Raw genomic sequence first — 20,042 nt, forward strand, 5'->3', positions numbered from 1 at the left:
TTTAAGCTCCATCGATGAACCAAGCCAACCTGTCATCAAAACAGGTAAAAGCATCTTATTGCAGGCGGCAGTGTATTTTGTATGGAGTGATGTTAATCGCTGTATTTTGCCAATCATTCGAACAAACAAGACATGCCATGAACAATCATGGGTGTTTTGCTCAATATGGCTACAAAATCATCGCGACAAAATTAGCAAGAACATTTGGCAATCTTAAGACCTAATAAAGCCTAATGTCAAAAAAACGCCAATCGCCCAGCAAGGCGACCGACGGATTGAGAATTTTACCAAAAAAATCAATCATGAATCATCAAAAATCGGTGGCGATGTCATCAAATAGCGAGTGTGAAGAATTTCACAAGAACGGCATTATATCACAGATTGATGGCAACTGACAGAATTTATTGGAAAATAAGTAATTTGGCGACAATGCCGACGAAAAAGCAGGGTCATCGCCCTGCTTTGATCAATCCTAGAACTTCACCTCCAATGACAGTGCGTAATTACGCCCAGGTGCGGCATAGCGTGCGTTACTTGTGCCAAGGTCTTGATTGACCGAATTGATTGATGACTGACGCACACTCTCCCAAGTGCTGTATTTATAATTCATTAAGTTATAAATACCAGCTCTGAGTGTGATGTTGTCATGTGGCATGAAATAGGCGGTCAGATCATGCGTATACCAGTTACGAGAAACTTTACTCTTAACAGCAATGGCAATGTCTTTACCATAATAAGCACTACCCATCAGCTCCTCAGGATTTTTCGCTTTTGAGTAGGTCAGGCTATGATTAAAGCCCCATTTGCCATTGGGTGCATCATAACCAATGCCAGCGATGATTCGTGAGGGCTGAATGGCATCTAAGATCGGATCGGTAGTCAGGGTAAAGCCATCATAAATATGACGATCTTTCACTCTCACACGATTATAGGCAATGTTGGAATACAATCCATCTGGCAACTTATGATGCACACCATACCAATCAATTCGACCTAACAAGTTGATACCATCTAGCGTGATGTCTTGAATGTTATAAAAATCACTGATGGTGCTGCTTGATTTTTTGAGGTCAGCTTTTGCTATCAAATCTTTGTAATGATTGCGGAAATAGCTTGTCTCTAGCGTACCAAATTTACCTTGTATGCCCACACCAAACTCATGGTTAGTGGCTTTTTCTGGGCGAGGTGCGACTCTTTGCTGATACGCTTTGCTGGTCAGTTCATTGCTTTTTAAGCCAGTGCCTGTACGCACGCCATACATTTCATAAAACGCAGGCACCCTAAACCCATTAGAGTAACGATAGGACAGTGCCAAGTAATCTTTAGGTCGGACAGTCAAGCCTGCATTATAGGACCAGTTTTTATAATCATTCACTGCTGTCCATTCATCATCGGTGTTAAATCGATGATCGTCATAGCGAAGTCCCAAGCCCAAATCCACATAATCCCCAAAACGAATGTGATCTCTAAGGGCGAAGAAATGGTGCTTACCAGTGATGGTGCGAGGTTGGCAGTTGCTGTTATCGCTACGATCGTTATTACATGCTGTACCGTGCTGCATGGTTACTGGCATACGCTCATAAACATAGACTTTACCGTATTCAGGCTTTCTAATGTCCTTACCAGAGACATGGTTATAGCCAGCTGAGGCATAAGAAAATGCCAACGCACCTCTATCTAGTATGGATTTTACACCGCCTGTACCAACAAGAAGATTGAGGCGATGCTCACTTTTGGCGATTTGTAGAGATTTTTCTGCATTAATCTGTGCCAATGCCAGACGCTCTTTGTATTTATTATGCTCTGTGCCCGACCATGACCAAGGTCTGTCCACTCCTGCCTGACAACGCCCCATATTAGGATAGTCTTGGCAACGCATTTTTTGCACTTGACTGTTCAAATTTAATGTCTGGCGATCCAGACTGACTTTCACCTTATCCACCAAACCATGAGTGGTCGGATGATGGAACTGATAAGACACCCCAATTCGATCTTTCTTGTGATCTTCATCAAAGTAGCGCACATTGCTGTATCTGGCACCCCAGTTACCATGATGACCACCACGAAACACCAAGGCACTGACAGGATTGTCTGCCACATCAGGTATGCCTGAATTACCCACCGCCAGACCCGTATCAGTATCAATACTGCCTTGACCCAAACTCTGGCTACCAATACTTTGCTTGGTATAATAAGCAGGCAAGGTCATGTCTTGAATGTTGTACTGCTGCTTGGTATGTTCCAATACCGCCCCGATGCGATGGCGTTCACTAATGTCATGACCGATTTTATAAAAAATTGATTGACTCTTATAATCCATTGGGTTGGCATGTAAGCGATCAATGCCCGTATATTCCTTAGTACTGGCAGTATGCACAGGATAACCCATTGCATCTACCTGAGCTTGCTCATCAGAAGTCAGAGCAGGAGAGTTACGCATGGAAATTCGGTCATTGTTAATCTTCGCTCGTGGTAAAGGGGTGCAGTCCAAGCCAGGGCAATCGTTTTCGACCAGATAGTAAGTATGCTGACTATAATCATTTGGTGCACCAGTTAAGTCATAGCGACTAAAATAGCCAGTCAGTGGTCGGTATTCATGCTGATAATCATCTAACGCTTTATGACCTTTGGTTTCCTTGCCATCTTTGTGAGTGTAGATGAGCAAGCTGTCAAAACCACCTGCCTTAAACGCACCTGCCACAGATTGAGTCCATTGCTTATTTTTGCTGGTGTAGGCGGTTTTGGTGTTCACCCCCCAGTTTTTGCCATCCTTGATGACATCAGTCGCATCTTTGGTTACAAAACCAACAGCACCGCCCAACGCCCCACTGCCGTATTCGGCCGAGCTTGAACCTTTGCTTAGCTCAATACTCTTGATATTTTCATATTCCACCTCATTGATCGCTCCACCATTGGCTTCGGTTTTGAGTGTCAAATAAGATTGTGCTTGATTAAGACCATCAACCAAAATGGTAACACGGTTTTTATCTACGCCACGCATGGCATAGCCTGAAGTCGCCCCTTTTCCTTGCTCCACCACACTGATGCCTGGATCATAACGGGTCAGATCACGAATGCCCAACACCATTTCTTGATCGATATCACCAGCTTTTTTAACTACCTTGCCCAAACCTGTAATTTCATTGGTTTTTCGGTTGATTTTTTGCTTAACTTTCAAATTAATGTCATCAAGCACGACATGATTTTCACCTGCCGCATTGATTTTGACCGCTTTGCCATCATCAGCGAAAGCTGGCATGCCAAAAAGCACCGAACCAATCGCCAAACACAAAAGTGTTGGCTGAACCTGTAAGATTTTATTCTTGTCAGTTTTCATCAAATTATCCATCTTATCTCAACAAAAAAACCCTAAGAATGCCCCAAAGCATTCTTAGGCCTAAAAAGTCAGGAAACAAGCGAATCAAGACTTATTTTTTCTCTATAGTAGTGGTCTGAGTTTTATCAGTTTGGCGTTTTCCACCAAAGACCACAGCGATTTTATCCTCACCTGACTTATCATGATGAATCACACCGCCAAGCTCAATTGCTTTTGGACCATAGAATCCACCCATAAAGTCAGCATTGACTTTTACAATGTCGCTTGATCCTGTGCTATCAACATTAAATCCACCTTCAGAAGTTACAGCTTTACCACTAAAGCCATTGCCATTGATCGTACCAGAGAGCGTTAATAATGGGTTTGACTCCAATCCGTTATTGCGGATTAACTTACCAGTTAAGGTTTTATCTCCAAAATTAACATCAAAAATGCTTCTAGCGCCTGTATTTATGCTGGTAGCGGCAGACTCCGACCAGCGTCGACCACCTTTACTCTCGATATGACCCTCCCAAGTACCACGATAATGGGCCGTACCTGTTGGCAAGTCTGATACGGCTGTACGCTCACCCACTAAGAACAGTTTGCCATCTTTTAGAATGGTTGTTGTTTCTGAGCTGCTAGAATCAACATCACTATAGTTGCCAAATTTGATATAATCCAGATTGTTACAGCATACAGTAACAGACAACTTTTTACCATTATGATCCACTTGTCGGGTATCATTAAACGCCATCTGAGCAAAGCTATTCATGTCTTTTGGTAATAGCGATAGCAATTTGCCATCAATCAATAGATGACTGACTTGCCCAAAAGTATCCATGTCAGATTTGGTCAAGCTTTTGCTATCAATACTGATGGCATCAAACTTGGTTTCTAGCTGATCATCACTAAGCTCATTGCGTTTACCTGCAAACACCCCAAACAAAGAATTGTCATTTGCCAAAAACTTACCTGCCAGCTCTTGAGCTTTCTTACCAAAGAAGCCACCTTCTAATGCACCATCTTTACCAAAAAGTTCATGACTTGAATTTTTTGCCTTAGCAGTACCAATAAAACGATTGCCCTGTAGCTTAGCATCGATGGTATAACGATCGGTGATAGTCTGATTGGCTTTATCATCTGCCACATAACCATTACTGGTCAATTTTCCTGTCAAAGTTTTGTTAGCAAAATCCACTTCCAAGTGAGCACTTTGACCTACAGCTTTACCCTGAATTCGGTTATTTACTGCCGTTTGCAGGGATGTCGCCCCTGTTGCATTTCCTGGTATTGAAGGATCAGTGATATTATCTTGCGTAAACCCTTCCACAAGCTCTTTTCTGTCTGCAGAAGCATTGGTAACAAAGTCCCATGCACCTTCATATGTTGCTTTTTGTACTGGTAATTGCGTCGCAGGATCACTACCTTGATAGAAGACATAACCATACTGACCTGCTGGCTTAATATCAAATTCTTTTTTACCTTTTTCTCTAACAAACTCAATACTACGCTCTCCAAGAACATAGCCAGAACGCACATAATTTAAATCACGCGTGTTTGATAAACGGCTTTTATCATGTGAATAATAAACATCCTCACCATTATGTTTTTTATCTTTTTTGATATTTTCAATATAAATATCGGAAATTTTATCAAGGGAATGGTTAATGGGTACAATTTTCTCTGCATTGATATTAACCACGCCACTTTCAGGGTTGGGATTGAGTGGTTTTGGAGAGGTATTACGGCGAGGGATCTCGGTGAGTGCATAGCCCAATGCAGGCTCACTCTTCTCCGCATCAAACTTGCGTCTTTCACCTTGCTCATCTTCATAAGATGGCGCTGCAGATGTCGATGCAGTATCAGTCTGGCTTGCGGTTGGTGCTGTTGAATTTTGTGGCACAGCATGGACTGGACCTTTTGGTTTGATGCTATTCACACCATCAAGTCCAAAATTACCCTTATTGCTGGCACAAGCACTCAATAACAGCGTACTGACCAATACGCTCAGCAGTTTTCTTGTAGAAATGTTCATAGGATTTCACCATCATTTAGGACATTAAAAAAGAGATGCTGATGTCATTCATCAGCTGGTAAATAATAATGATTATAATTATAGGTAATTTTCATTGCACTGTCAAACCATCTGGCAATAATCACGATAAATTATTAACAAAAATAAATATTTGTTAAGAAAATCAATCACATGTCATCAATACCATAAAAATATTTTGCAAACCCATCGCCACATAAAGAAATCTTTTAGGTCTTTTAAAATATGAACAAACATGCCATAATAACATCATGATAAACATTCGTGGATAAATTGGAGTAGATGCTTTGGTACAGATTCGAGACAGTCTGCCGCTACTTGGTGGCAATACCAGCAGCACCGACAGTGCAACTTTGACAGCCAGTCTCGTCGCCAAAGAATTGCACCCGGATTTCAAGGCACAGCTGGTCAATACAAAGCTTAGGACAACTTTTGATCATTCCGAAGAGACTAAGGTACCATCCACCATCAGCGAGTCAGACATTGATGTCGAGACTTGGCTTAACGCTGTGGCAGCACGCATTGGAAAAGATGATCTGCCCTTATTGCGACATGCTTGCGAGTTTGTCAAAATCCAATCCAACAAACCCCACGCCAGCCGCTCTGGTGCTTACGCCACAGGCATTGGCATGGCAGACATCTTGGCATATCTGTTTCAAGACGAAAACGCCTTAGTCGCTGCCATGCTGTATCGCACGGTACGCCGAGAGTTGGTCAGCATTGAGACAGTTGCCAGACATTTTGGTCAGGACATTGCTCATTTGGTTGAAGACACCTTGGCGATGGGACGGTTATCTGAAAGCATCGAAGAAAACAAACGCCTAGAAGACTATTTTGAGAATGAACAAAGAGATCAGCTATCCACCATTTATAGCATGCTCATCAGCACCACCAATGATGTGCGTGCAGTACTCATTAAGCTTGCTGAACGCACTTTTGCAATGCGTGAACTGTCCTTTTCACCGCCCGACCGCCAAAAGCGAGTTGCTCGTGAGGTGATGACCATCTACGCCCCACTGGCACATCGCCTATCCATCGCACAGTTAAAATGGGAATTAGAAGATCTTGCTTTTCGTTATCTTGCACCTGATGAGTACAAAAAAATCGCAAATCTCCTATCCGAAAAACGCAGTGAGCGAGAAAGCTACATCAAAACCGTCCAAGAGGATCTAAGCCAAGCACTTGCCCAAGTAGGCATCAAGGCAGAAGTATATGGGCGAGTTAAGCACATTTACTCCATCTGGCGAAAGATGAAAAAGAAAAACTTATCTTTTGATCAGCTCTACGACATTCGAGCATTACGCGTGCTGGTCAATACCAATGCCGAATGTTATCACACATTGGGCGTTGTGCATGGACTTTGGCGACACATTCCAGAGCAGTTTGATGATTACATCACCAACCCAAAGCCTAATGGATATAAGAGCCTGCACACCGCAGTCATTGCCAATCAACGCACACTAGAAGTACAAATTCGTACAATGGACATGCATTTTGAAGCAGAGCTTGGTAAGGCAGCGCATGTTAATTATAAGGAAGGACTTAAAGCCAAAAAGGACGATTACCTCACCCAAAAAATCAGCTCATTACGCCAGTTGCTTAGCAATGACAAGACTGATATCAGTACAGATGGCGAAGACGAACTGGACTTAGAAAATTCTGAACGCATCTATGTTTTTAGTCGTGATGGAGACATCACCGAGCTGCCAAAAGGTGCAACAGTATTAGATTTTGCTTATTATGTACATACCGAAGTGGGTAATCGAGCTCAAGGTGCGCGTGTCAATGGTCGATATGTGCCACTCACTTACCAACCCAAGACAGGCGATCAAGTAGACATCATTACCAAACCCAGCCGAGAACCCAATCGTGATTGGCTTGTGGCATCACTTGGCTACATTCATACCGCTCGTGCCAAATCAAAATTACGCCAATGGTTCAATCGACAAGACAAAGACAAAAACATTGAAACAGGCCGCACCATGCTGCTGCGTGAACTTGATCGCCTGTCAATCAGCCCCAATCAGATTGACCTAAGCACTCACCTAGAGTATTTTAATGTTAAAAATGAAGATGACTTATTCATTGCTCTTGTGATGGGCGACATAAGCACCGTACAACTACTGAGTAAAATCATCAATAAACTTGACCCAAATCCGCCCAGCATTGATGAAAATGTCATCAACATTAAGACGCCCAGACGACCCAACAAATATCACATTGATTTAGAAGGTCTTGATAATGTCGACATTCATTTGGCCAAATGCTGCAACCCTGTACATGGCGAACCCATCTCTGGATTTGTTACACTATCTAATGGCATCAGCATTCATCATAGCAGCTGTGCCGAATACCTAAGACTCATCAAAAAAGAGCCTCACCGTCAAGTCAGGGCAGACTGGCAAAAAGAATTTGGGCGTTATCAGCCTGTAACCATATTGGTCGAATCAAATTACCATCGTGGCATCCTAAGAGACTTGGTCAATATCATCGATAAAGAAAAGGTAAACATTCATCGAGCCGAAACCGTCTTTTCAGATGACACCATCAGTCAAATGAAGTTTCATATTGAAGTGGCAGGGCTTGCACATTTATCACGCTTGCTTGCCAAAATCGAACAGCAGCCCAATGTGCTGCACGCCAGACGCCACATTAATTAATATCATACAAACACCAAATCCAACCATGCCAGAATTACCAGAAGTAGAAACCACCAAAAACAGTCTTAACCCTCTATTAAATCAGGTCGTAACCGCAGTGCATGTCCGTCAGCCAAAACTGCGCCATATGATGCCGCATGACCTAGACAGTCTGGTTGGGTTTCGACTTGGCAAGCTTGAACGACGCGCCAAGTATCTTTTATTGCATTTTTATCATGAATCAGACGGCAATAAAGTACTGCTTGTTCATTTAGGCATGTCAGGAAGTCTGCAACAGCACCGTGTTGATGGGAATATCAACCCAAGAAAGCATGACCATCTCATCATTCGCTTTAATGAGATTGCCTTACATTATCATGATCCACGCCGCTTCGGTATCATTCTATGGGCGGATAATGACGCATACATTGATGGCAACGATGGTGTTAGAGAAAAGTTTTTAAAACATTTGGGACCCGAACCATTAACCGACGAATTTGATGCCGATTATCTATACCAGCATATCCACCGTTTTAAACATTCAAGTCATTCTACTGGAAAATTAAACAAACCCATCAACAAACCGATCAAAACACTCATCATGGATCAAAAAGTAGTCGTTGGCGTGGGCAATATTTATGCCACAGAAAGCTTATTTTTATCGGGCATTCACCCCAACACACCTGCCAATCAACTCAATAAAACTCAAATTGCCATATTGGTTCAGCACATCAAAAACATCTTGGCAGTAGCGATCGAAAAAGGTGGCTCAACCTTGCGAGATTTTACTGTCGAAAATGGTAAGGCGGGCTATTTTCAACAAACCCTACTTGCTTATGGCAATCAAGGCAAACCATGCACCATTTGCCAAACACCGTTAGTTGGTCAAAAAATTGGTGGGCGATCAAGCGTTTATTGCCCCACTTGCCAACCTTCGGTCAAGTCCCAATAGCACAAACGCCTTGTCAATCAATGAGCAAGGCGTTTTTTAGCAAGGCAGTTATTTTTTATCTCCCAGTTTTGCGCTGATTTCACGCAACAACAAGATCTCTTCTGCTGGCTCTTCTGGTGCTGTTGGCTCTTCAGCTTTACGACGCAATCTGTTCATTCCTTTAACCATCATAAAAATGATAAAGGCCAAAATGATGAAGTTGATGACGATAGTGATAAAATTTCCATAAGCAAGCATTGCCACACCTGCCTCTTTTAATGCCGCATAGCTGTTTGGATCAACACCTTCTGGCACATTGCCGAGCAACACAAACATGTTTGAAAAATCAAAACCACCAAAAATCGCCCCAACCAAAGGCATGATGATGTCCTCAACCAGTGATGTGGTGATTTTACCAAATGCCGCACCGATGATGACACCAACCGCCAAATCCATCACATTGCCTTTTAAGGCAAATTCTTTAAATTCTTGTATCATACTCATGATAAACACTCCAATCCAATTTTGATTAAAAAAACAAAAGCACCCAATTAACGGGCACTTTTGTTTCAATCATCACTACCATATTACGCTTTTAAAGCAGTGGAAATTCTAGCACAATCTTTTATCAAAAATGTAGTTTTTAATATTGACTGTGTGAACTTTTGTTAACAAGGCAAGGCTTTCAAATCAATCTTTTTTACGACCAAAGCGTTTGCGTTCATTTTCTGTCAAATAACGCTTACGAATACGAATTGATTTGGGAGTAACCTCTACCAATTCGTCATCTTCAATGAATTCAAGTGCTTGTTCTAGTGTGTATTCCAATGCAGGCGTCAAAATGATCGCATCATCAGAACCAGATGCACGAATGTTGGTCAATTGTTTGGCTTTGGTTGGGTTGACAACCATATCATCAGAACGAGAATTGATACCAACAATCATGCCCTCATAAACTTCAAGCTGCGGCTTGGCAAATAAACGGCCTCGATCTTGTAAACTAAACAGTGCATAACCCAAGCAAGTGCCCGTTACCATAGAAACCAATACGCCATTTTGACGCTTGGCAACCGCTCCTTCTTTGGCAGGTCCATAATGAGAAAAGCTTGATGTCATGATGCCAGTGCCTGATGTCATCGTCAAAAAGGCAGAGCGAAAACCAATCAACCCACGAGACGGCACTGTCGCTTCAATGCGAATACGACCCTTACCATCTACTTCCATGTTAGTCAATTCACCCTTGCGCTCACCCATTTCTTGCATGACCGCACCTTGGTGTTGCTCTTCAACATCAAAGGTAACATTTTCATAAGGCTCATTCATCACGCCATCAATTTCCTTCATGATGACTTGTGGACGAGAAACGCCCAGCTCAAATCCCTCACGACGCATGTTCTCAATCAATACCGACAGATGTAACTCGCCACGACCAGAAACTTTGAATTTTTCTGGGCTGTCAGTATCCTCCACACGCAACGCCACATTATGAATCAGCTCACGATCCAAGCGCTCACGAATATTACGCGAAGTGACGAACTTACCCTCTTTACCAGCAAATGGAGAATCATTTACCTGAAAAGTCATCGACACGGTCGGCTCATCAACTGATAATGCTGGCAAAGGCTCAACATTTTGTGGGTCGCAGATGGTATCTGAAATGTTGAGACTATCGAGACCAGTAACGCATACAATATCGCCTGCTTGGGCAAAATCCACATCAACGCGCTCAAGTCCATGATAACCCATGATTTTTAAGATGCGACCATTGCGTTTGTTACCATCTTTATCAATGACGGTAACAGGAGTGTTTGTCTTAACAGAGCCACGCTGAATGCGGCCCACTCCAATGACACCCACGAAACTGTTATAATCCAAACTTGAGATTTGCATTTGGAATGGACCATCAACATCTACTTTTGGTGGCTCAACAATATCTACAATCGTTTCAAACAATGGCGTCATATCACTTGCCAGATCATCAGGATCAAGGCCTGCAATGCCATTAATCCCCGAGGCATATACGATGGGGAAATCCAACTGCTCATCAGTCGCACCAAGACTGTCGAATAAATCGAATACCTGATCAATCACCCAATCAGCACGAGCAGCAGGCTTATCAATCTTATTGATGATCACGATTGGCTTAAGACCACGAGCAAACGCCTTTTGAGTAACAAAGCGAGTTTGTGGCATTGGGCCTTCTTGGCTATCTACCAACAAAAGCACACAATCAACCATACTCATCACACGCTCCACCTCACCACCAAAATCAGCGTGGCCAGGGGTGTCTACGATATTGATGCGATATTGAGTACCAGTGCGTGCATCCGTCCATTTGATGGCGGTATTTTTTGCCAAAATCGTAATACCTCGTTCACTTTCCAAAGCATTTGAATCCATCACACGCTCAATATCTCCTGAACGCTCGCCCAATGCACCAGATTGTTGTAGCAGTTTATCAACCAAGGTGGTTTTACCGTGGTCAACATGTGCAATAATAGCAATATTACGCAGATTTTTAATGTCGTTTGCCATAAATACTCGTTTAAAGTTTGAAAAGAAATGTCAATGAATCGAAAAAACATAATGATTGCTCGTCAAAAATTCATAAACAATCAACAATAATCAATATGTAATCAATTAAGAAGGCAGGAAGCTCGTATCGTGATAAATGGCAAAACAAAAAATATCCATCATTTACTCATCACAATAAGAGAAATTGCAAATTATACCATATGTATAACCTTATTAAAAGAATCCAAAAAATAAAAAGAACCGCCAAAGTAGCGATTCTTTTTATCAGTCAATCAAAATATTGATTAACGAATTACCATGTCTTTGGTTTGTTCAACTGTGGTAACCTTTTGACCAGTAGTTTTTACAACCACACGACGGTTCAATACACGACCTGCTTCAGTGTCGTTAGACTCGATTGGCTGATTGAAGCCGTAACCAACCGCACTTAGACGGTTAGGAGCAATACCAAACTCAGTGGCCAGCATTGCTTTAACAGCATTTGCACGAGCTTCTGATAGGCGTTGGTTATAACGAGCACTTGAACGGTTGCTGTCTTTAGACGCATGACCTTCAACGATGGCAGTTGCATTTGGGAACGCACGCATTGCTTGTGCTACTTTTGCCACTTCGTTACGATATTGAGCTTTGATCACAGATTGATCACGATCAAAGAACACGCGTGGAGCAATGTTTAGCTGCTCGGTCACATTCACTTGTTGTGGGCAACCACGAGCATCAACAACATTGTTTACTTGAGAACCAGGTGCACCTACGCAAGCGTCAACATGATCTGGCACACCATCGCCATCAACATCAACAACAACATCTTCAATGATCACAGGAGTAACTGGCTCAGTGATGACTGGCTTAGGCTCAGGTTTAGGCTCTGGCATTGGCTCAGGAATCACAGGAATAACAGCAGCAGCTGGAGCCAAACGACCGCCTAGAGTAACCTCAACACCTGCCAAAGCAAGACCTTCCCACCATTTGTTGTCAAAATTGTGGATTGCACGAGCTTCACCACGAAGTGCCAATGCATCATTAACTAGGTAGCGAGCACCCAAACCAATGTTGCCGATGGTATCTTTTGAAGTGGTTACTTCTGTACCAGCAGCCACATTCTGACCTTGAGCAATTTTGCCATATGGTGCATTAGCATTATCTGCTACATAGGCTGCTTGGTTTTCAATTTTAGTTTTTTGTTGACCTGCACCGATCAATACATAAGGCTTGAACTTGCTGTTAGCATTGTAGCCAGTGAACTGCTCAGTACCGATTAGGAAGTTACCGCTGATGGTTTGTTGCTCAGAGTCAAAACGATTAGCAGCGTCTAGATTGAATGAGCGATCAGAAGCTTTTGCGTCGCTGTTAGAAACAGCATATTCTACTTGTAATTGAGTAGATGGGGTAAGTTCTACACCAAGACCCGCACCAATCCACAGATCGCTATCAAGAGCAACACCATCTTTTACTTGATGGTCTGGGTTTAATTGTTTGCCAGTGCGTAATACTTCTCGTTGCTTGTCATGTGCTTCATCATTGTAGTGGTAGCCTAGTAGCAATGGACTAACAGTCACACCAGCAGAAGCAGCGGTCGCTGCAGTAGCAAGTACTGCGATAGCGATTTTATTAAGTTTCATAACTTCCTCCAAAAGGATTATTGAGTTTAACTGATCATATTTTACCATCATGTTATTGATTTGCCAATAAAGTTTGACAATAAAAATCCATGGGTCTTGAGTCAGATGCGATTAGCTTAACGGCATTTGTAGAAAAAATCAACCGTTTTTTAGACACTACTACACAATGTTACACAAACATGCTGATTTTTTACAAACCATTCAACCGCCCAGCTACCAAAAATCCAGCAGCCCTCATCTGACCAATTCCACCCCAGTGCTTTTTGATGAATGGCATCATCGGTTCCACAAAACCAATCACACGCCCTTAATAAAAGCTTGTTTCATTTTTATAACCGCACGATCAAGCCCCACAAATACAGCACTTGCGATGATACTATGTCCAATATTCAGCTCATGAATGCCATCAATTTGAGCAATCGGTGCAACATTGTCATAAGTCAATCCATGACCTGCGTTGATGAGCATTTGACTGGTTTTGCCTTTGGCATATTGTACAGCTGCTTTGATGCGATTAAGTTCAGCATCAACCTCAACTTGATGGTTCGCCAAGCTTGCATGAGCATAAGCCCCTGTATGTAGCTCAATCGCATCTGCATTCATGGCCACCGCCGCATCGATTTGGCGAACATCTGGATCAATGAATAATGACACTAAAATATTTGCCGTTTTCAACCTTGCAACAAATTCAGGCAATTTTGGCAGACTAGCCACATCAAGACCACCTTCTGTGGTAATCTCTTGGCGTTTTTCTGGCACCAAGCACACCCAAGTCGGCTTAACATCTAAAGCAATGGCAAGCATTTCATCAGTTACTGCCATTTCAAGATTCATGCGCGTCTTTAAAGCCTTTTTCATTGCATAAACATCGGCATCTTTAATGTGGCGACGATCCTCTCGTAAGTGCAGAGTGATGCCATCAGCACCAGCTTGCTCACAGACGACAGCTGCCTCTATTGGACAAGGGTAACCAACCCCTCGTGCATTACGCAATGTGGCAACATGATCAATATTCACACCCAATAGCGGTATATTCGCCATAACATTCTCTCACAATCTATCGGTTTTAAAACGCAGACTCTGCTGCCAAAGTTTACGGCTATGCAAGGGCTTGTAGTCAAGCAGATGATTCATCACATCTTTTTGCAGCCGCCCAAACAAATCAAGCTTTTCCAAATAAATCCCCTCATCAGTATCAGCTCTTGCCATCACGATCAAATCTCCCCCCAAATATGATGCACGATTCATGCTTTTTTCCAAACTTCCTATCTGATGAGTGAATGTTGAGATGATGGGTACAAAACCCTTCTCAGGAATAAAATGATAGCTGTGGTCATGAATGATTGCCCGCCCCAAAGAATCTTGACCAAAATCTATGGCAACACCCAGTTCATCAAACAAGGAACGCTCAAACCGTCGTAATGAAAGCTTGATGTGGAGCATTAGCTCATCTTTTGGGCAATTCAACCCCACTAATAGCATCACTTCATCATGGTAGGCCCGCCACAATGCAGGACAGGCATTCTCCAGCATCAATAATCGACAAAGCACCTCATTCATATAAAATAAAGCATATTGAGCCATACTTCCAGCTGGCATCACTGGAAATCTTGATGCTGGTTGAATTTGACCAAAGGTTTTTAACGCATTTTTGCCTGTGGCAAACAAATTGACCAGCACAAATGAAAGCGCACCTTTAGCACCAACACCATGCACCAAGCCAAATTCGTTTGTGAATATTTGATAAATCGCCCGCCTTTCTTGATATGCCCTTGCGTGTAACACATAGCCTATTAATGGTTGTTGTCGCAAAAGATTCAATATCCCAAACTGTTCAAGGCTCGCTCATCATCCGACCAACCTTTTTTGACTTTCACCCAAAGGGTGAGCATGATTTTGCGATCAAATAATTTCTCCATGTCTTGTCTTGCCTCTATGCCAACTTGCTTGATTCGCTTGCCTTTATCTCCAATCACAATGGTTTTTTGCCCCGCTCTTTCAACAAAAATGGTGGCATCAATGAAAGTTACTGCTTTTCGCCATTTTCCTGTCTCTGGGTCTTGATGAGCAGGTTCATCTTTGAAGGTATCAATCTGTACAGTCAAGTCATACGGCACTTCATCACCTGATTGACGCATGATTTTTTCACGAATGATTTCACTTGCCAAAAAACGCTCAGAACGATCGGTAATTTGCTCAGAATCAAAAATCGCCGGCCGCTTGGGTAAAAATTGTCCAATGACCGATTTTAACCGATCTAAGTTATGCCCACGCAATGCAGAAACTGGCACGATATCAGCAAAATCAAAACTTTCATTAAAACTTTCAATCACAGGCAACATTTGAGATTTATCTTTAATGGTATCCGATTTATTGATGACCAAAACCACAGGTAATGTCGTGGTCGACAACTTCTCCAAAGTCAAAAGATCATCCTCCCTCCATTGTAGTGCGTCCACCACAAATAATACCAAATCCACATCGGTCAATGCGGATATGGCCGTCTTATTCATACGCTCATTGATTACTTTGACTTCCTTGGTATGAATTCCAGGGGTATCCACAAAAACAATCTGCTTATCATCATCTGTAAAAATACCATGAATGCGATGGCGTGTGGTTTGTGGCTTGCGTGATGTGATGGACAGCTTTTGCCCAAGCAGATGGTTCATCAGTGTTGATTTGCCGACATTCGGTCTGCCCACAATGGCCACAAAACCAGCACGAAAATCATCGCAGACGGTGCTTGTCTGACTGTCAAAAAATGACGATATCACATCATCATTGTTCAAATCTCGTTCATTGTCAATCATATCTTGCCTTACTTGTTTCATAGTCTGTTAAGCGATTTGGTTGCAACTCATGCCTAAAATATCATTCATTCAAATACAAAACCACCTAAAATAGCGGAACTCATCAAAATAGCCATCAACTGTCATTCACAGGGCTATTTGCACCCTATTTAGCTGATTGATCATCAGCTCAGCACATTTTTGCTCGGCAATTCGGCGAGATTCGCCCAATTGTGTGATGGGCTCAATACCGACCAAGCCCACTCGGCAGGTTACCACAAAGGTTTGGTTTGGTGCATTACCAATGACTTCAACAAGCTCATAACTGGGTAGTGACATGCGATTGCCTTGCAACCACTCTTGCAAGCGAGATTTGGCATCTTTAAGTACTTTCTCCTCACCCACCTCTAAAATCAAAAACTCATACCACACCTTAATCATTTTCCTGATCGGATTAATGTCGCCACCACTATCCAAATAAATGGCCGCCACAATCGCCTCGACCGCATCTGCCAATATCGATGCCCGATGACGACCACCGCCTTTACGCTCACCCACTCCCAATATGAGATGGCGAGATAACTCTAAGCGTTCAGCAATCTGCACCAGTGTTTCTTGGCGAACCAATGTGGCACGCATTCTGCTTAGCTTACCCTCATCATGATTGGGAAAGTGTAAAAATAACTCTTCGGTAATGACTACCCCAAGCAAAGCATCACCTAAAAACTCCAATCGCTCATAGTTAGCCCTAGGGTCATAAGAACGATGTGTCAACGCTCTTTTAAGATAGCTCGCATCATGAAAAACATAACCCAATTTTTCAGACAGGACAGACAAGCCTTGTTCAAAATTAGCGAAATGCGACTGCTTGCCAAGCTGCACTTTAGCACCTAATTTATTAAAGTCGTTCATTACTTGCCCATCTCACACTGTGTATACAAATCGCATTTTTAAGCATCAATCAATTGCACCCATCCTATTAAAACTTGGGAGTTTAAAACCAGCATCTTTGTGCATCCAAATATAAGTCGCCTTACCAGATAAGTTCTCTTCTGGCACAAAACCCCAGTACCGAGAGTCTTTACTATCATCTCGGTTATCCCCCATCACAAAATAGTGTCCCTCCGGCACCACAATCGCCCACTCTCTACCTTGGGAGGTGATGACCTCTGGTGCATTCTGCTGCAAAAACTGTCCATCCTGAGAAGTATTCAGGTTGCCCAAATAGCGAACACGATACTGATGATCACCCAGAGTTTCTTGATAATAATGAGCGAATGTTTCTTCTCGTTGCCCAAATTTTGTACGCTCTTCATCACTCAACGCACGACCTTCAATCCGTGCTGGCAAAAGCTTACTGATGAATTCTTCATTCATATGGTAGGCAGTCTTTTGTGTTGCGACGGCTTGACCATTAATACTCAATACGCCATCTTTATAAGCCACCGTATCGTTTGGCAAGCCAATCACACGCTTGATGTAATAAATCTTCGGCTGCATTGGATAACGAAATACTGCCACATCGCCACGCTTGGGACTACCCAAGTCCAATATTTTAGTATGTGTTAAGGGTAGGCGTAGTCCATAAGATGATTTGTTGACGACGATGAAATCACCCGTATATAGAGTCGGCACCATTGAGCTTGAAGGGATATTAAAGGGCTCAACAATGAATGATCGTACTAACACAATCACCACTAGAATCGGTAAAAATTCATAAGACCAGCGTATCAGGAAATTCCCACCATAGGCTTCCTGATCAATCTTAGCAGATGCAAGATTTTGCTTGGCCAAATGGTAACGCTGATAACACTCTTGAACTGATTGGGGAGTGTCATCGCTTGGCTTGAAGTTATCGATGTCAGTTGTGATTTGATGGTCCCTAAGCACATCCTTTAAAGCATCTTGAGATGATGACAGCTGATTATGTGCAAGCTGAACTTTTTTATCAGCCAGTTTAGCATTGTGCTGTTTCTTTAGTGCAACTTTATCCACAAGCCATACAAGCAAAAATACCAGCGTGATAGGTACTAATATCAAGTTAATATCAAAGTTCATAGACCACCTTTTCGTACTTTAACACCGACAATCGTTTGATAAACATGTTTAAATTAACTATCAACTTTCAAAACCGCCAAAAACGCTTCCTGTGGAATTTCCACACTACCCACCTGCTTCATCCGCTTTTTACCTGCCTTTTGCTTTTCAAGCAGTTTTTTCTTACGACTGACATCGCCACCGTAACACTTAGCAAGCACATCTTTACGCATGGCCTTTACCGTACTTCTTGCAATGATTTGCGAACCAATAGCAGCTTGAATGGCAACATCAAACATTTGACGAGGAATCAACTCTTTCATCTTTTCAACCAGCTGACCACCACGACGGCGAGCGTGTTCTTGATGGCATATCATGGCCAGTGCATCAACCTTCTCACCGTTGATCAAAACATCAACACGAGACAGCTTATCTGCTTGATAACGCTCAAAACCATAATCTAAAGATGCAAAACCACGACTGGCGGACTTTAGCTTATCAAAAAAGTCCATCACCACTTCACCCATTGGAATGTCAAAAACAACCTGTACTTGACGAGCCATAAATTTCATATCCACTTGAACGCGCGCGCGTTCAATAGCAAGCGTAATTACATTACCTAAGTATTCTTGAGGCACTAAAATATGACAACGGGCAATTGGTTCACGAAATTCAGCAATCACACCCACATCAGGCAGACGAGAGGGGTTATCCACATAGACAATATCACCATTTTTCTTGACTACCTCATAAATCACCGACGGGGCGGTTGTGATCAAATCAAGATCGTACTCTCGCTCTAAACGCTCTTGGATGATTTCCATGTGTAACATGCCCAAAAAGCCGCAACGAAAGCCAAAGCCTAAGGCATCAGAAGTGTCTGGCTCAAAGAATAAAGCTGCATCATTAATTTGCAATTTTTGTAATGCTTCACGAAATTTTTCAAAATCACTTGAATCAACCGGAAACATGCCCGCATAAACTTGCGGTGTTACTTTTTGAAATCCAGGAATGTTTTCGACTTCTGGAGTCTTAGCAAGAGTAATGGTGTCGCCCACAGGAGCACCTTGAATGTCTTTAATACCTGCGATGACAAAACCCACCTCACCTGCTTGCAAAATACCTGTTTCTAAACGCTTGGGCGTAAACACACCGATAGAGGTGACCAAATGACTTTCACCTGTTGATTTGACAAAGATACGATCGCCTGTACGAACCTCGCCCGTTCTTACACGCATCAATGATACAACACCCAAATAATTATCAAACCACGAATCAATGATCAGGGCTTGAAGTGGCGCATCGCGATCACCTGCTGGAGCGGGGATTTTTTCTATCAAAACCTGCAAAAGATCATCAATGCCCACACCTGTCTTAGCAGACACTCTTGGTGCCTCAACTGCTTCAATGCCGATAATATCCTCAATTTCCTCAATAACTCTTTCAGGTTCCACTTGAGGCAAATCAATCTTATTAAGAACAGGCAAGACCTCTAAGCCTTGTTCTACGGCTGTATAACAATTTGCCACACTTTGAGCTTCAACGCCTTGTGCTGCATCAACGACAAGCAAGGCCCCTTCACAAGCCGCCAAAGAACGAGAAACCTCATAAGAAAAATCCACATGACCTGGCGTATCAATGAAGTTCAGCTGATATTTTTCACCATTTGGATGATGATAGTAGAGCGTAACAGACTGAGCCTTAATAGTGATACCCCTTTCTCGCTCAATATCCATACTGTCTAAAACTTGTGCTTGCATTTCACGATCAGAAAGACCTCCACAAACCTGAATAAAACGATCAGCCAATGTAGACTTACCATGATCAATATGGGCGATGATAGAAAAGTTGCGAATGTGAGTGAGTGCAGTCATGATATCTGATGATAAAGTAAAATGATAACATGGTATTTTAACAGCTTTTCACTAAAAAACATAGCCGGTTAAAAGATATTAATAAATTTAGTATTCAGCTCACTCAAACACCTTTTGGATTCCAGCCTTGACATATGAAATTACCCCCTCCATCATCTGATGAAGGGGGTAATCAAATAAGGTGCTGACGATGACCTACTCTCACATGGGCGAACCACACTACCATCGGCGCTAAGACGT

14 protein-coding genes are annotated in these 20,042 nt (G+C 42.5%); 3 read left to right on the plus strand and 11 right to left on the minus strand.

Features of this window, described 5'->3' with window-relative positions; all coding sequences use genetic code 11:
- The first annotated feature begins 233 nt into the window (after positions 1–233).
- Positions 234–395, plus strand: coding sequence for a hypothetical protein (locus tag M2R47_RS04440; protein WP_249099531.1), 162 nt, complete (start codon positions 234–236; stop codon positions 393–395).
- A 77-nt stretch (positions 396–472) separates the two neighbouring features.
- On the opposite strand, the gene M2R47_RS04445 is transcribed toward M2R47_RS04440, so the two are convergent.
- A complete protein-coding gene (locus M2R47_RS04445) occupies positions 473–3,337 on the minus strand; it encodes a lactoferrin/transferrin family TonB-dependent receptor (RefSeq protein ID WP_249099534.1) in 2,865 nt (954 codons plus the stop codon).
- A 91-nt stretch (positions 3,338–3,428) separates the two neighbouring features.
- Complete coding sequence (locus M2R47_RS04450) at positions 3,429–5,354, minus strand: transferrin-binding protein-like solute binding protein (RefSeq protein WP_249099536.1); 1,926 nt, start codon at positions 5,352–5,354, stop codon at positions 3,429–3,431.
- 398 nt (positions 5,355–5,752) lie between these two features.
- Here M2R47_RS04450 and M2R47_RS04455 point away from each other — a divergent pair, with 398 nt between their 5' ends.
- Both M2R47_RS04455 and mutM read left to right on the plus strand, forming a co-directional pair.
- Positions 5,753–8,032, plus strand: a complete 2,280-nt coding sequence (locus M2R47_RS04455) for a RelA/SpoT family protein (protein WP_407069370.1) — start codon at positions 5,753–5,755, stop codon at positions 8,030–8,032.
- Positions 8,033–8,057: 25 nt separating this feature from the next.
- Positions 8,058–8,963 carry a bifunctional DNA-formamidopyrimidine glycosylase/DNA-(apurinic or apyrimidinic site) lyase gene (mutM, locus tag M2R47_RS04460; RefSeq protein ID WP_249099574.1) on the plus strand — a complete coding sequence of 302 codons (906 nt, stop codon included), beginning with the start codon at positions 8,058–8,060 and terminating at the stop codon, positions 8,961–8,963.
- Positions 8,964–9,011: 48 nt separating this feature from the next.
- Here mutM and mscL read toward each other — a convergent pair whose 3' ends face one another.
- The 9 genes from mscL to lepA all read right to left on the minus strand — a co-directional run bounded on the left by mscL (position 9,012) and on the right by lepA (position 19,802).
- Positions 9,012–9,446 carry a large conductance mechanosensitive channel protein MscL gene (gene mscL, locus M2R47_RS04465; RefSeq protein WP_249099543.1) on the minus strand — a complete coding sequence of 145 codons (435 nt, stop codon included), beginning with the start codon at positions 9,444–9,446 and terminating at the stop codon, positions 9,012–9,014.
- Between the two features lie 186 nt (positions 9,447–9,632).
- Complete coding sequence (gene typA, locus M2R47_RS04470) at positions 9,633–11,477, minus strand: translational GTPase TypA (RefSeq protein WP_249099545.1); 1,845 nt, start codon at positions 11,475–11,477, stop codon at positions 9,633–9,635.
- A gap of 284 nt (positions 11,478–11,761) precedes the next feature.
- Positions 11,762–13,099, minus strand: a complete 1,338-nt coding sequence (locus tag M2R47_RS04475; RefSeq protein ID WP_249099548.1) for an OmpA family protein — start codon at positions 13,097–13,099, stop codon at positions 11,762–11,764.
- Between the two features lie 297 nt (positions 13,100–13,396).
- Positions 13,397–14,140, minus strand: a complete 744-nt coding sequence (pdxJ, locus tag M2R47_RS04480) for a pyridoxine 5'-phosphate synthase (protein WP_249099552.1) — start codon at positions 14,138–14,140, stop codon at positions 13,397–13,399.
- Between the two features lie 9 nt (positions 14,141–14,149).
- Entirely contained in the window at positions 14,150–14,911 is a 762-nt protein-coding gene (recO, locus tag M2R47_RS04485) for a DNA repair protein RecO (protein WP_249099556.1), read from the minus strand.
- A gap of 5 nt (positions 14,912–14,916) precedes the next feature.
- Entirely contained in the window at positions 14,917–15,912 is a 996-nt protein-coding gene (era, locus tag M2R47_RS04490; RefSeq protein ID WP_249099559.1) for a GTPase Era, read from the minus strand.
- Positions 15,913–16,038: 126 nt separating this feature from the next.
- Entirely contained in the window at positions 16,039–16,803 is a 765-nt protein-coding gene (rnc, locus tag M2R47_RS04495) for a ribonuclease III (protein WP_249099561.1), read from the minus strand.
- 45 nt (positions 16,804–16,848) lie between these two features.
- Positions 16,849–17,949, minus strand: a complete 1,101-nt coding sequence (gene lepB / locus M2R47_RS04500) for a signal peptidase I (protein ID WP_249099564.1) — start codon at positions 17,947–17,949, stop codon at positions 16,849–16,851.
- Between the two features lie 53 nt (positions 17,950–18,002).
- Positions 18,003–19,802 carry a translation elongation factor 4 gene (gene lepA, locus M2R47_RS04505; protein WP_249099568.1) on the minus strand — a complete coding sequence of 600 codons (1,800 nt, stop codon included), beginning with the start codon at positions 19,800–19,802 and terminating at the stop codon, positions 18,003–18,005.
- Positions 19,803–20,042: the final 240 nt, after the last annotated feature.

This window comes from Moraxella oculi (assembly GCF_023336735.1).
Taxonomy (GTDB): domain Bacteria; phylum Pseudomonadota; class Gammaproteobacteria; order Pseudomonadales; family Moraxellaceae; genus Moraxella; species Moraxella oculi.

Bases quoted from the DNA above. Each gene is read 5' to 3' on its own strand.
- M2R47_RS04440 (WP_249099531.1), top strand. From the start codon at position 234: ATGTCAAAAAAACGCCAATCGCCCAGCAAGGCGACCGACGGATTGAGA.
- lepA (WP_249099568.1), bottom strand. From the start codon at position 19,802: ATGACTGCACTCACTCACATTCGCAACTTTTCTATCATCGCCCATATT.
- typA (WP_249099545.1), bottom strand. From the start codon at position 11,477: ATGGCAAACGACATTAAAAATCTGCGTAATATTGCTATTATTGCACAT.
- rnc (WP_249099561.1), bottom strand. From the start codon at position 16,803: ATGAACGACTTTAATAAATTAGGTGCTAAAGTGCAGCTTGGCAAGCAG.
- M2R47_RS04450 (WP_249099536.1), bottom strand. From the start codon at position 5,354: ATGAACATTTCTACAAGAAAACTGCTGAGCGTATTGGTCAGTACGCTG.
- era (WP_249099559.1), bottom strand. From the start codon at position 15,912: ATGATTGACAATGAACGAGATTTGAACAATGATGATGTGATATCGTCA.
- M2R47_RS04445 (WP_249099534.1), bottom strand. From the start codon at position 3,337: ATGAAAACTGACAAGAATAAAATCTTACAGGTTCAGCCAACACTTTTG.
- mscL (WP_249099543.1), bottom strand. From the start codon at position 9,446: ATGAGTATGATACAAGAATTTAAAGAATTTGCCTTAAAAGGCAATGTG.
- M2R47_RS04475 (WP_249099548.1), bottom strand. From the start codon at position 13,099: ATGAAACTTAATAAAATCGCTATCGCAGTACTTGCTACTGCAGCGACC.
- pdxJ (WP_249099552.1), bottom strand. From the start codon at position 14,140: ATGGCGAATATACCGCTATTGGGTGTGAATATTGATCATGTTGCCACA.
- mutM (WP_249099574.1), top strand. From the start codon at position 8,058: ATGCCAGAATTACCAGAAGTAGAAACCACCAAAAACAGTCTTAACCCT.
- lepB (WP_249099564.1), bottom strand. From the start codon at position 17,949: ATGAACTTTGATATTAACTTGATATTAGTACCTATCACGCTGGTATTT.